We start from the raw sequence: 12,833 nt of genomic DNA on the forward strand, positions 1-12,833 counted from the left end.
GCTGCGCCGCTCAGGGCCGCGAGTCGGAGTCGCCGTTCTCGGGGCCTTCGTCGCCGTTCTCGGGATAGTCGTCAGCGTCGTCGGCGTCCGCCCGTTCGTCATCGTTGCGGTCGCCGTTCGTCTCGTCTCCGTCCCGGTCGTCCTCGGTCTCGCTTCCGTCCCGCTCATCGTCCGCGTTCGGGCCGTGCGCGACGTCGGCGTCTGAGGGGTTCTGGTCGACCGCGTAGCCGCCCGTGTCGATCCGCTCCGCGGGCTCCGAGTAGTCGCGGTCGCTCGGCGAGAAATCCGGACGGACGACGCCGTCGTCGGGTATCTCGGGCTCGTCGTCCGCAGGCGCCTCGGTCGTCGCGTCGTCCGCTTCCGCGTCGACGACCGCGTCCTCGACGGGACCGTCGCTGCCGGTCTGGTCGCCTTCGGGCTCCTCGTCGCCTTCGACGCTCTCCGTCGCTCCGGTCCGTTCGTCGCCTTCGACGGCCTCGTCCGCTCCGACGCTGCCGTCTCCCTCCGCGCCGTCGTCGATCCACTCGAAGGAGTCGGTCCCCTCGCTCCGGCGCTCCGCGACGGCGGTCGCGAGGCGCTCTGTGAGCGTCTCCTTCAGCGTCTCGGCCTCGTCGACCTCGAAGTCGACGGCCGCGGCGTCGCTGCCGGTCAGCGAACTGGTCCCCGCCGTGTCGGCGACGATCGTCGCGACGCCCCACCGCCGCTGGAACACGGTGCGGCTGTCGATCACGTTCTGGATCCGGTAGTACGGGACGACGGCGACGGTCCGGCTCCAGAACCCGTTCCGCGTGAGGAGGTGGTCCTCGCCGACCCAGTAGCCGCGGTGCTTCCACTTCAGGTGCGCCGCGGGCGGAACGACGACGAGGATCCCGGCGACGCCGTACCACGGGAGCGACGGCGAGACGTACCAGTTCACGCCGTACGCGACGGCCGTGAGCACCCCGACGATCATCGCGTACCGGATGACGTACCGCCACCGGATCCGCTTGGGCGGCCGGTTGAAATCCGGCGTTCCGAACGACTCGATCTCGTGTGCGAGCCGGTAGACGCGCTCCGTCGCGGCGATCGGCACGGCGGACTGGTTCCCGGAATTCGCGTCCTGTCCGGGCGCGTACCCCGCGGTCTCGATGGAGAGGCTCGCGTAGCCGAGCGCGCGCTTGGCGGGGTTGTCCGTGATCCGCAGCGTCTGGACCTTCTCGGTGGGGATAGACCCGCTGTACCGGCGGAACAGCCCGCGCTCGTAGCGGAGCTCGTCGCCGGCGCGTGAGAGCCGGAACCCGTAGTAGTTCGAGAAGGCGACGCCCGCGCCGATCAGCCACGACGCGATGAAAAGCGCCGCGACGCCAACGAACGCCGTCGCGGTGAGCGCGGCGGCCGACGTCTCCGGGAGGAAGCTCGATAACACCGGGAACGACCCGGAGCTCAGGAAGGCGAGGAGGCCGATCAGGCGCCCGTCGAACGACAGCGCCCCGACCAAGGCCAGCTCGCTCGGCGAGATGGCGAACAGCTCCTCCTCGTCGGGCGCGAACGCGTCGTCGCGGCCGCCCCCGACCGCGTCCGGGTCCGTCGCCGCCCCGTCGCCAGCGTCCTCGGCCCGCGAGTTCGCCGACTTCCGGCGCTGAACCTCGCGCTGGAGCCGCGTCGCCTCCGCGGGCGTGACGAAGCGGATCGACCCCTCCGTGCTGGAGCCGCCGGCGGTCTCTAAGTCGACCGCGGCGACGCCGATCGCGCGCTGGAGCACGCCGCGGCTCACGTCGACGTTCTGGATCCGCCGGTAGGGGATCTCCCGCTCGCGCCGGGAGATGACGCCGGAGGAGATGTCGAGCGTGTCCTCCGTGAGGACGTACTCGAACCGGCGGTAGTACGCCACCTCGTAGGCGAGCATCACGAGGAGGATCGCGGCCCCGCCGCCGACCGCGAGCGGGAGGCCGAACCCGCCGCTGTTCACGATCACGAACAGCGCGACGGCGGTCCCGGCCGCCTTCTGGAGCGCGCGGTACGGGACCGACTGCGGCGCTAACTTCACACCGCGTCCTCCCCGTCGGCGCGGATCGCCAGCCGCTTCAGCTCCTCGCGGAGGTCGCTCGCGCCGTCCGGCGTCAGCCCGGGGATCCGCACGTCCGCGCCGCGCGATCCCGCGGTGTACACCACGCAGGAGGCGAGCCCGACCGTCCGCTCGATCGGGCCGCGGCGGGAGTCGACGTGCTGGATCCGGACCAGCGGCACCGTCGTCCGCACCTGCGTGATCACGCCGCGGTCGAGGTAGATCGCGTCCTCGCGGATCTCGTAGCTCCAGCGGCGGTAGCGGAGCAGCGCGTGCGCGACGGTGAGCGTCAGGACGACGGCCCCGACGGCGACCGGGGCCCACCGCGGGAGGTATTCGAGGTACGCGCCGCCGGCGAACGGCGCGGTGACGAGCGCCGAGAGCAGCACCGCGCGGAGGACCCACACGACTTGGACTCGGGGGTGAAGCGTCTGTGCCGTCATCGACGGTCCCCCGTCGCGTGTCCGTGTGTCATGACCGGCGATTGACGGTCCCGACGTATAAGTCCGGTCGGAAGCGGCCGAGAAGAACGGCCGGCAAATTGTGTGTTCGAATGCGTGTTATTCTCTCTCGAAGGCGATACTTGCCGAAACCGATATGCCGGGCGACGGAGTCGTCCCGGCCATGGCCGACGACCCGTTCGAGAACATGCTCGCCCAGATGGACCGCGCCGAGGAGTACGCAGACGTGGATCACGGGGTGTTCGAGCGGCTCAAACACCCGGAGCGCACGCTGAAGGTGACGCTCCCGGTCAGGTTAGAGTCCGGCGAGGTCGAGGTGTTCGAGGGGTACCGCTGTCAGTTCGACAGCGCCCGCGGGCCGTTCAAGGGCGGCGTCCGGTTCCACCCCTCGGTCACCCAGCGCGAGGTCGAGGCGCTCGCCGGGTGGATGACCTGGAAGACGGCGCTGGTCGATCTCCCCTACGGCGGCGCGAAGGGCGGCGTGATCTGCGAGCCGAAGGAGCTCACCGACCAGGACCTCGAACGGCTCACGCGGCGGTACACCGAGGGGATCCGCCGGATGATCGGCCCCGAGACCGACGTGCCGGCCCCGGACATGAACACGAACCCGCAGACGATGGCGTGGATGATGGACACCTACTCGATGTACGAGGGCCACTCCATCCCGCAGGTCGTCACGGGGAAGCCGCTGGAGATCGGCGGGACGCCGGGTCGCGTGGAGGCGACCGGCCGCGGCGTCTCGCTCGTCACCGAGCGGCTCTTCGAGTACCTCGACCGCGACCTCTCCGACGCCTCCGTCGCGATCCAGGGGTTCGGCAACGTCGGGTCGAACGCGGCCCGGCTCCTCGACGAGTCCGGCGCCAACGTGGTCGCCACCTCCGACGTGTCGGGCGCGGCGTACGACCCGGACGGCCTCGACGTGGCGGCGCTCGGCGCGCACGTCGACGCCGGCGGGCTGATCGAGGAGTACGTCGCGGGCGAGTACCGCGGGAACGCGGACGGCTCCGGCTGGGACGACCCGGACGCGATCACCAACGCGGAGCTTCTGACCCTCGACGTCGACATCCTCATCCCGGCCGCCGTCGAGGGCGTGATCACCGCCGACAACGTCGACGACCTCCGCGCGTCGGCGGTCGTCGAGGCCGCGAACGGGCCGACGACGGTCGCCGCCGACGAGGCGCTCTCCGAGCGCGACATCCAGGTCGTGCCGGACATCCTCGCGAACGCGGGCGGCGTCATCGTCTCGTACCTGGAGTGGGTCCAGAACGCACAGGAGTTCTCCTGGCCGCTGGAGACGGTTAACGCCGAGCTGGAGCGCCGCATCGGTACGGCGTTCGACGAGACGATCGAGCAGTACGACACGAAGGACCTCCCCGACCTGCGGACCGCGGCGTACACGCTCGCGCTGGAGCGCACGGCGAGGGCCCACGAGTACCGCGGCCTGTTCCCGTAGCCGGCGAGCGACGAGCGTTAGCGAGGGTTATCGAATCGGGGTAGTCGCGTGGTTGTTTATAACCAGACTCTCGGTTCCGTTGCCGGCCGTTTATAAGTGATAGACGAAGCGGTGAATGCCTCCAAAGCCCCAGCCACTCGTTTATAACTGAGTCACCTTGGATCGGCGGTGAACGCCTCCAAAGCCCCAGTCGCGAGGACTCGCGCGGCTCGGTGCGCTCCTCGCTCGTTCGCTCCGCTCACTCGCTGCGGTGCTTCCGTCGCCGTGCTTCGTCCTCGCGACTGCCCCTTTGAGTCCCACCCCGCACCGCTCCGCACAGCACCTCACGCCTCCCCAGCCTCGTCGGTCGCCCTCCGCTTCGCTCCGGACGACCGACTCCCTCGCACCGGCGTCGCCGGCGCTACGCGCCGGCTGCCAGAGGGACCTTCGGTCCCTCGCGGTTCGCGGCCGCCGGTGGCGGCCGCTCACCGGGGCGCGCCACCGCACCGCTCTTTATAAGTAATCGCCGTCGTCGCTCGTGATCATTTAAATACCGTTCGTCAGACCGATCGGATCCGGTCCGCGCCCACCTCGATCGGCTCCGCGTAGCGGACGATCGGGTCGCCGTCGGGCCGGTCGAACCCGTTCGCCTCGAACAGGGTGTTCGCCCGGAGGTCGACGGTCGCCTCCCGGAGCCGCCACGGGTCGTGAGCGATCTCCCCGCGGTACAGTCGGTTCCCCGCGGCGTAGAACCGGTAGTTCTCGGCGAGGAACTCGTCGGGCGACCCCGGCTCGGCCGCGAACGCCTCGCCCGTCGGCTCGTAGGTCGCGTCGAACCGCGCGTGGGGCACGCCGGGGTGGGTCCGGCGGCTGGTGAACCGAACGGGGGCGCTCGCGCGCTCCGAGCGATCGGGGGCTTCGGGGCGAGACACGTCCATCGCCGCGCGGTAGTACGGGAGCGCGAACAGACGCCGCGCGGCCGCGACGCCGATCCGGTCGGCCGCGTCGAGGTTGTAGAAGTAGACGCCCGGACCGTCGGGGCCCCCGACGTAGGTCCGGAGGTTGAGCTCCGGGAACGAGAGCCCGACGGGCGCCCCGCGCGGACGGATGTCGTCCATCACGAAGGCGACGACGCTCAGGTACGCGTCGCCTCGGTGGGTGGCGACCGAGAGCCGGTCGGGGAGCGTGGCGGAGACGACGGCGGGATCGACGGGCCAGTGACAGAACAGCGCGTCGCGCCACGTCATCTCCAGCAAGCGGCGGCCGAGCATGTCGGATCGTAGGGACCGAAGGAGCAAAACCCGCACGCCGCTGGCGGTTTCAGTGCAGTTCGCGCGGGCTCACTCCACGACGTCCGGCCCCTCCGGCGCGTCCTTCCACTCGCCCAGCCCCGAGGGGTCGAGGTGGACATGGACGTCGCCGACGTCCTCCAGCGCGCGCAGGCTCGTGACGAGGTCCGTCTCCACGTCGTGGGCCTCTCGGAGCGTCATCTCGCCGTCGACCTCGACGTGGACCTCGACCTCCAGGTCGGTCCCGTCGTAGAACACGGTGAGGTCGTGGACCCCCTCGACCGCGGGGTGATCGCGGAGCGCGGCGACGACGCGCTCGCGGTCGCCCGGCGGCGGCGCGGCGCCCACGAGGTAGGTGACGTTCTCGCGGCCGATCTCGACCCCCTGGTAGACGACGAGGACGCTGACGAGCGCGCCCGCGACCGGGTCGAGGATCGGGACGTCGAGGAACACGCCGAACACGCCGACGAGCGCGGCGATCGTGGTGTAGATATCGTTGAGGCAGTCGACCGCGAGGGCGGCGAGCGCCGTCGAGCCGAGGTCGGCGTTCACCAGCTCCGTGTACCAGTACAGCAGGTACATGTCCGCCATCGCGAACAGCAGCGCGGCGACGAGGAGGAGGCTCTTCCGGGGCGGGCTGTGCGTCCCGAGCAGCCCGAGGACCGACTCGCGCAACAGGAGGAGCCCGAGGACGAGGATGGTCGCGCCGACGAGCAGCGCCGTCAGCGGCTCGATCCGCTGGTGGCCGTGCGGGTGCGTCTCGTCGGCGCTCTCGTACCGCGAGCCCCCCCAGACGAACACGACCGCGCTCGCGACGAGGTCGGCGACGGAGTGGGCGGCGTCGGCCACCAGCGCGACGCTGCCGAACGTGAGCCCCACAGCCCCCTCGACGGCGATCTTCACCGCGTTGCCGGCGACGTTCACCGCCGCCGCCCGCTGGAACCGAGCGCGGTCGCCGCTCCCGAAGGGGCTCGACATAGAGGTCGATGCGCCCGCGACCCTGTTAAGCGTCCCGCGTCGCGTCGACGCACTCCGATCGGCCGACGGCCGCTTCCCTCGACGGCCGTCCGCCGACGCATCGGCGCGAGACTCCGTCGTAACGCCTAAGACCGAAACGCTCCTCGGTGACGGTAATGAATCACGATCTTTTCGCCCGAGGTGGTCCCGGTGGGCGTCGAAATTAAGGAAACGGAGGTGAGCGACGAGGATTTCGAGGAGATGAAGGGGTTCGTCCGCGACTACCTCGCGGCCAGCGTCGAGGGCGAGGACGACGGCGGACGGATGCGCTGGTACCCGTGGCACTCGGCGTCGTACCGGTTCAACCACATCCTCAACGTCGTCGACCTCGCGACGGAAATCGCCGAGGCCGAGGGCGCCGACGTGGACGTCGTGCGGGTCGCGGCCGTCTTCCACGATGTCGCGAAGCTGGAGGCCGAACAGGACGTCCACGCGGAGGCCGGCGCGCGCGTCACCCGCGAGTACCTCCAGAGCCGCGGCAACTACCCCGAGTCGTTCATCGAGGAGGTGTGCGGGGCGGTCGTCGACCACTCGTACACGGGCGACCTCGACGACGTGCCCTTGGAGAGCCGGTGTCTGATCGAGGCCGACGTGCTCGACAAGGTCGGCGCCAACGGCGCCGTCCTCATGCTGTTGCGGATGGGGTACGAGTCGCGCACGCACATGGACGCCGCGAAGATGGTCGACCGCGTGCTCCAGCGCGCCCACGACCACACCGAGCGCGTCGTCTCCGACACCGCCGAGAGCATCGCGCACCAGCGCATCAAGCGCGTGAAGTGGCTCCGCGAGTGGCTCGAAGAGGAGGTCTCGCGAATGGACGCCGAAGGCGTTACCGACCGCTGAGCGCGTCTCGGCCCCGAAACGACGCTTCCGGCCCTACTCGCCCGAAGCGCTGGTTTCGACGAGCGGGAGCATCGCCTCCAAGTACCGGTCGATCCCGGCGCGGGAGCCCGCGATCCACGCCTCGTCGTTCGTCGTCGCCCAGCGGAACATCCCGCCGGTCGCGAACGTCTGGAGCGTCGCGGCCACCTCCGACGCGGTGACGGCGTCGGGCGAGGCATCGGACGCGTCGTCGTCCGCCACTCCGGCGCCGCCGCCGGCGACCTCGGCCGCCGCCTCGCGCACGAGCCGTTCGAGGTACTCTCCGAATACGCGGTCGCTGCGGTCGAAGTGGTCGCGGTACGCCTCGTCGCTCGCGGCCTGCGAGCGGAGTTCGGTCATCACCGTGACGAACCGCTCGTCGGGCGCGTACGCGTCGTCGAGCGACGCGGGGTCGACGGCGGCCGTGAGGTAGCCGTCGAGCTGCTCCCGCGCAGAGCGCTCGAAGGCCTCCTCGGGGGCCATCTCCGGCGCGTCCTCCTCCGCGGCAGCCGCATCCGCTCCCGACGGGTCCGCGACGGCCCCGTCCGCGACGGACGCCTCGAACTCGTCGAGCAGGAAGCCGAGGAGGTCGATCAGCAGGTCGTCTTTCCCGTCGTAGTGGTGGTAGACGAGCGAGGGGCTCTTGTCGAACTCGTCGCCGATCCGCTGGATCGTGACGTTCGCGTACCCGTGTTCACAGAGCGCGCGGAACGCCGCGCCGAGGATCGCCTGTCGAGTGTCCGACGGCTCCGCGAACGGGTCGTTCATACGACGCATAGAGGGGTCCGGTATATATCGGTCCTGATTGAACGTTCATTCAACACGCTTATGCCGCGGGCCCCTGACAGCAACGTATGACTCGACCCGACGCGTCACGGTACGACCGATCGCCGCGCGCGACCAGACCCTCCCACCGGTCCGGCGGAGGGAATCGATGAGTCGGTCGACGCGGCTCGCGACCGCCGCGCTCGCCGCCGTCGCGGTGAGCGCGTTACTCGTCGGCGTCTCGCTCGCGGGCGCCGCGGCCCCGAGCGCGGGGACGGCGGGCGGCGGCGACGCCGCGGCGCTCTCCGGGATCGACGGCCCGAACGCGGAGGGCTCCGTCGCGCAGACGAGCGATCCCACTCCCCGACAGGTCCGCGGGTCGCCCGTGTTGGAGCTGTTCCTCTCCCGGGGGTCGGTGCCCAGCGGCGCGGAGTCGACCGTGACGGTCGACATCGTCAACACCGGCGAGATGGAGATCGGCAACCAGCTCGACTCACGGGTCACGACCGCTCGCGGGCTCACCCTCGAGATCGACGACAGTGACGTGCCGATCGACGTCGAGGACGGCGAGATCCCGGTCGGCGACGTTTCGACCGCCGCGAGCCCGGTCCCCGTCGAGCTAGACGTGACCGTGCCCGACGACGTGCCCGACGGCAGGTACGAGGTGGAGGCGACCGCCCGCTACCGGTACACCTTCGAGATAATCCCCGAGTTCAACGACCACAAGGACCGGCGCGGCATCGACGACTTCGACCTGACCATCGTGGTCGACGACGGCGCGCGGTTCGCGGTGTTGGAGACCGACACCGACGCGCAGGTCGGCGGGAGCGGCGACGTGACGGTCACGATGGCGAACGTCGGCGACGAGACCGCGCGCGACGCCGTCGTCTCCGGAACGACGACCAGCCCGGGCGTCCGGCTCGGGGCCGGCGAGGGCGGCGGCCAGTCCTTCGTCGGCGACTGGGCGCCCGGCGAGAACCGGACGGTGACGTTCGACTCGTCGGTCAGCGAGGCGTTCGGCGGCGGCGCGTACGCGCTCTCCTCGACCGTCGACTACCGGAATCCGAACGGGATCGACGAGGCCGCGGCGCCCGCGCGCGCCGGCGTCGTCCCGCTCCGCGAGCAGGCGTTCTCGCTGGACGACGTCTCCGGGACGCTCGAGGTCGGGTACTCGGGGACGGTCTCCGGCACGATCACGAACGAGGGACCGCTCGACGTCGAGAACGCGGTCCTCGTCGCCGACTCCGGGAGCAACCGCGTGAGCCTCGGCGAGAGCCGGTACGCGCTTCCGACGATCCCGGCCGGCGAGTCTGCGAACTTCACCTTCGACGTCGACGTGAGCGGGAGCGCCGACCCCGGCCCGCGACAGTTCCGGTTCACGACCGAGTACGAGAGCGGCGACGCGACGCTCGCGGCCGAGGAGACCCGCCGCGTCGAGGTGGCGCCCCGCCAGCCCGAGTTTGACCTCGCGGTCGACAACGCCACGATTCCGGCCGGCGAGACCCGGCGGATCAACGCCACGATCACGAACCAGCGCCCGGAGACCCTCTCGTCGATCAACGCCGGCCTCTACGCCGACAGCCCGCTGACGGCGGTCAACGACGAGGCGTTCGTCGACGAGCTCGAACCGGGCGAGTCCGCGAGGATCTGGTTCGAGGTGTCGGCCGCGGGGAGCGCGAGCGTGGAGGAACACCCGATAGAACTCGACTTCCGGTACGACGACGAACGGGGCAACGACCGCATCTCGGACGTCGCGCAGGTCCCGGTCACCGTGACCGCCGCCGCCGACGACGGCGGGACGCCCGCGGGCCTGATCGCCGTCGGCGTCCTCCTCGTCGTCGCCGCGGTCGGCGGCGCCGTCTGGTACCGACGGCGGTGATCGGATGAGGAGACACGTCACAGGACCCCGAGACAGGACGCGCCGGACAGGGGGGCGCCGGTGACCGCGGCCGACCGGGTGATCGAGCGGATCGACCGCGTCGTCACCGAGCGGCCGCTGGCGGTGATCGCCGTGTTTCTCCTCGTCACGGCCGGCTTCGCCGGCGGGCTGACCGGCATCGAGACGAGCGCGGGGGCGGACCAGTTCACGCAGGACATCCCCGCTCAGCGGGCGCTCGACGAGATCGACGAGGAGTTCGAGACGTCCATCGGCGGCTCCGCGACATCGGCGCAGGTGATCGTCTCCGACGACAACGTCCTCTCCCGCGACGCCTTGGTCCGGACCCTGGAGACCCAACACAGGCTGGAGTCGCGGTCGACGCTCCGGGTCGCGTCCACGTCGAGCCACGCGGACGCGATCGCGCGGCAGTTGGAGCCGGACGCGGCGAGCGCGGCCGAGCGCCGCGACGCGGTGGCCGAGGCGACGCCCGCGGAACTGCGGACCGCGATCGCCGACGCCGACGCGACCGGCGCGATCGCGGCGCAGGTGTCGGTCGACTACAACCCCACCGCGCAGGCGGCCGACACCGCGATCGTGGGGATCACCTACGACCTGCCCGAATCGGCGACGACGGCGCGGGTGACCGAGCTTCAGACCCGAAGCGTCGACGTCGTCGACTCCGTCCCCGGCAACGAGGCCGGCGAGAACGCGATCCTCTTCGGCGACGGCGTCCTCCAGTCGGAGATCACCGCGCTGCTGACGGACACCGCGATCATCGTGTTCCCGGCGGCGCTAATCCTGATCGTCGGCTTCCTGATCTTCTCGTACCGCGACCCGTTCGACATGGCGATCGGGATCGCCGCGCTGCTCCTGTCGCTCCTGTGGACCTTCGGCTTCATGGGGTACGCCGGGATTCCGTTCTCCGACTCGCTGGTGACCGTCTTCCCGCTGTTGCTCGCGGTCGGGATCGACTTCGGGATCCACATCGTCAACCGCTACCGCGAGGAGCGGTCGACCGGGACCGGGATCGAGGCGTCGATGCGGACGACGACGGACCAGCTGCTTATCGCCTTCCTGCTGGTGACGATCACCACGGTGTTCGGGCTCGTCTCAAACGTCGTGAGCCCGTTCGACCCCAACCGCGACTTCGGGATCGTCGCGGCCGCCGGGATCACGTTCACGCTGATCATCTTCGGGGTCTTCCTCCCGGCCGCGAAGGTGCTCTCCGACCGGTGGCGCGAGCGGCTCCCGATCCCGACGTTCGGCACGAGCGCGCTCGGCGCCGGCGGGTCCCGGCTCGCGCGCGTCCTCCACGTCGGCGTCGACCTCTCGCGGATCGCCCCCGTCGCGGTCGTCGCCCTCCTCCTCGTCGGCGGGGCGGTCGGCGGCGCCTACGGGACCGGCGTGAACACGGAGTTCTCCGAGGAGGCGTTCTTCCCCGACCAAGAGCGGTTGGAGACGTACGCGGACCTCCCGGAGCCGTTCGCGCCGACGGAGTACACGTTCCTCGACGTGTTGACCCTCTTCGAGGAGGAGTTCGAACAGGACTTCGTGGGGTCGGTGACGCTGTACATCGACCAGTCCGTCAGAGACGACACCTCGCTGGAGCTGATCGACCGGACCACGCGCAACCCCCCCGACACCTTCGCGACGACCGACGAGCGGCGCGCGCAGGCGACGAGCGTCGTCACCGTGATCGAGGACCGGGCGGAGCGGGACCCCGAGTTCGCGGCGCTCGTCGAGCGCAACGACCGCCTCGGCAACGGCGTGCCCGACCGGAACGTCGACGAGGTGTACGACGCGCTCCTCGACTCCTCCGCGGAGGGTCGCGCGCGCGGCTACGTGGCCGCCGACCGCGGCAGCGCGCGGATCGACTACACGATCCGCCCGGGCGTCGACAACTCCGAGGCGGTCGCGGACGTGCGCGAGCTCGCCGAGCGGACCCCCCTTGAGGCCGTGCCGACCGGCTCCCTCGTCGTCAACGAGGCGGTGATCGACTTACTGACCGAGTCGGCGATCCGCAGCCTCTTCGCCGCCTTCGGGCTCACGGCGCTGTTCCTGGCGCTGTCGTACGCGTACCTCGAAGGGAAGGCGGTGTACGGGCTCCTCAACCTCGTCCCCGTCCTCGTCACGGTCGGGCTGCTCGTCGGGTCGATGCGGCTCTTCGCCATTCCGCTGACGCCGATCAACGCGCCGATCCTCTCCGTTTCGATCGGGCTCGGGGTCGACTACACCGTCCACTTCGTCCACCGGTTCGTCGACGAGTACAAGCGGGGACTCCCGATCGACGAGGCGCTCGACGTCACCATCGCCGGGACGGGCGGCGCGCTCACCGGCAGCATGCTCACCACGGTCTCCGGGCTCGGCGTCCTGTGGCTCGCCGTCATTCCCCTGCTCCGCGACTTCGGCGTCCTGCTCGCGCTGGGCGTGTTCTACGCGTACCTCTGTTCGATCCTGCTCGTCCCGTCGCTCGTCGTCGTGTGGGACCGGTACGGCGGGCTGGTCGGTCTCGGTCTCGACGACGGGCTCCGCGGGTCCGGCGCCGAGCGCGGGCGCTGACCGGCGAGCGACATTCGACCGGACGGCAAAGCGGAAACCGAGCGGGTCAGCCGACGACGCCGAAGATCAGCTGGACGGTGATGAGGACGAGGCCCGCGGCGCCGGTCGCGAGGGACCCGGCGGCGACGCCGTGTGCGTTTCCGAGTCCGCGGCTCCGCGTCGCGAAGTAGGCGCCGAGGAAGACGAAGCCGACGAGGAGCAGTCCGACGGTCAGGTACGCGACGCTCACCAGCGTCCCGGCGAGCCCCTCGGGGATCCCGAAGCTCCCGACGCCGAGGAGGATGCTCCCGCCGACGAGGACGGTGATGCCGACGAACGAGACCGCCCACACGACCGGCGTCCGGGCGACGTCGCCGAGCGTCCCGACGATCGCTTCGTAGCGTCCGCCCGCCTCGTCGCGGCCGGGAGCGACTCGCTTCGCTCCGATTTCGGCGACGGCGACGAACGTGGCGACGACGAGGAGGCCCATCAGCCCCGTACTCAAGAGGGTCAGTGATGTCATGGATGTCCGTTGTTAGGGGCTCCG

General features: G+C 70.6%; 10 protein-coding genes. 4 read left to right on the forward strand and 6 right to left on the reverse strand.

Going from position 1 to position 12,833, the window contains the following annotated elements; all coding sequences use genetic code 11:
• Positions 1–10: 10 nt before the first annotated feature.
• Together CPZ01_RS02400 and CPZ01_RS02405 are read right to left on the reverse strand one after the other, a co-directional pair.
• Positions 11–2,026, reverse strand: a complete 2,016-nt coding sequence (locus CPZ01_RS02400) for a PH domain-containing protein (protein WP_096393258.1) — start codon at positions 2,024–2,026, stop codon at positions 11–13.
• Positions 2,023–2,487: a PH domain-containing protein gene (locus CPZ01_RS02405; protein WP_017342963.1), complete on the reverse strand. Its 465-nt coding sequence runs from the start codon at positions 2,485–2,487 to the stop codon at positions 2,023–2,025. The genes CPZ01_RS02400 and CPZ01_RS02405 overlap by 4 nt, the downstream gene beginning before the upstream one ends.
• Positions 2,488–2,668: 181 nt before the next feature.
• Here CPZ01_RS02405 and CPZ01_RS02410 point away from each other — a divergent pair, with 181 nt between their 5' ends.
• A complete protein-coding gene (locus CPZ01_RS02410) occupies positions 2,669–3,958 on the forward strand; it encodes a Glu/Leu/Phe/Val family dehydrogenase (RefSeq protein ID WP_096393259.1) in 1,290 nt (429 codons plus the stop codon).
• Positions 3,959–4,497: 539 nt separating this feature from the next.
• Here CPZ01_RS02410 and CPZ01_RS02415 read toward each other — a convergent pair.
• Both CPZ01_RS02415 and CPZ01_RS02420 read right to left on the reverse strand, forming a co-directional pair.
• Positions 4,498–5,208, reverse strand: coding sequence for a YqjF family protein (locus tag CPZ01_RS02415; RefSeq protein ID WP_096393260.1), 711 nt, complete (start codon positions 5,206–5,208; stop codon positions 4,498–4,500).
• Positions 5,209–5,277: 69 nt separating this feature from the next.
• On the reverse strand, positions 5,278–6,204 hold the full coding sequence (locus tag CPZ01_RS02420; RefSeq protein ID WP_096393261.1) for a cation diffusion facilitator family transporter: 927 nt from the start codon (positions 6,202–6,204) through the stop codon (positions 5,278–5,280).
• A 180-nt stretch (positions 6,205–6,384) separates the two neighbouring features.
• Here CPZ01_RS02420 and CPZ01_RS02425 point away from each other — a divergent pair, with 180 nt between their 5' ends.
• Positions 6,385–7,086 (forward strand): HD domain-containing protein, encoded by a 702-nt coding sequence (locus CPZ01_RS02425; protein ID WP_004596336.1) that lies wholly within the window; start codon positions 6,385–6,387, stop codon positions 7,084–7,086.
• Between the two features lie 33 nt (positions 7,087–7,119).
• Here the strand turns inward: CPZ01_RS02425 and CPZ01_RS02430 are convergent, their stop codons facing one another.
• Positions 7,120–7,872: a TetR/AcrR family transcriptional regulator gene (locus CPZ01_RS02430; RefSeq protein WP_096393262.1), complete on the reverse strand. Its 753-nt coding sequence runs from the start codon at positions 7,870–7,872 to the stop codon at positions 7,120–7,122.
• 166 nt (positions 7,873–8,038) lie between these two features.
• Here CPZ01_RS02430 and CPZ01_RS02435 point away from each other — a divergent pair, with 166 nt between their 5' ends.
• A complete protein-coding gene (locus CPZ01_RS02435; RefSeq protein WP_096393263.1) occupies positions 8,039–9,748 on the forward strand; it encodes a COG1361 S-layer family protein in 1,710 nt (569 codons plus the stop codon).
• A 60-nt stretch (positions 9,749–9,808) separates the two neighbouring features.
• On the forward strand, positions 9,809–12,307 hold the full coding sequence (locus tag CPZ01_RS02440; protein WP_096393264.1) for an efflux RND transporter permease subunit: 2,499 nt from the start codon (positions 9,809–9,811) through the stop codon (positions 12,305–12,307).
• 46 nt (positions 12,308–12,353) lie between these two features.
• Here CPZ01_RS02440 and CPZ01_RS02445 read toward each other — a convergent pair whose 3' ends face one another.
• Positions 12,354–12,776, reverse strand: coding sequence for a hypothetical protein (locus CPZ01_RS02445; protein WP_096393265.1), 423 nt, complete (start codon positions 12,774–12,776; stop codon positions 12,354–12,356).
• Positions 12,777–12,833 lie beyond the last annotated feature (57 nt).

Source organism: Halorubrum trapanicum (assembly GCF_002355655.1).
Classification (GTDB): domain Archaea; phylum Halobacteriota; class Halobacteria; order Halobacteriales; family Haloferacaceae; genus Halorubrum; species Halorubrum trapanicum_A.

Excerpts from the sequence above, each read along its gene's own strand:
- CPZ01_RS02405 (WP_017342963.1), bottom strand. The coding sequence starts at position 2,487 with ATGACGGCACAGACGCTTCACCCCCGAGTCCAAGTCGTGTGGGTCCTC.
- CPZ01_RS02410 (WP_096393259.1), top strand. The coding sequence starts at position 2,669 with ATGGCCGACGACCCGTTCGAGAACATGCTCGCCCAGATGGACCGCGCC.
- CPZ01_RS02415 (WP_096393260.1), bottom strand. The coding sequence starts at position 5,208 with ATGCTCGGCCGCCGCTTGCTGGAGATGACGTGGCGCGACGCGCTGTTC.
- CPZ01_RS02420 (WP_096393261.1), bottom strand. The coding sequence starts at position 6,204 with ATGTCGAGCCCCTTCGGGAGCGGCGACCGCGCTCGGTTCCAGCGGGCG.
- CPZ01_RS02430 (WP_096393262.1), bottom strand. The coding sequence starts at position 7,872 with ATGAACGACCCGTTCGCGGAGCCGTCGGACACTCGACAGGCGATCCTC.
- CPZ01_RS02435 (WP_096393263.1), top strand. The coding sequence starts at position 8,039 with ATGAGTCGGTCGACGCGGCTCGCGACCGCCGCGCTCGCCGCCGTCGCG.
- CPZ01_RS02445 (WP_096393265.1), bottom strand. The coding sequence starts at position 12,776 with ATGGGCCTCCTCGTCGTCGCCACGTTCGTCGCCGTCGCCGAAATCGGA.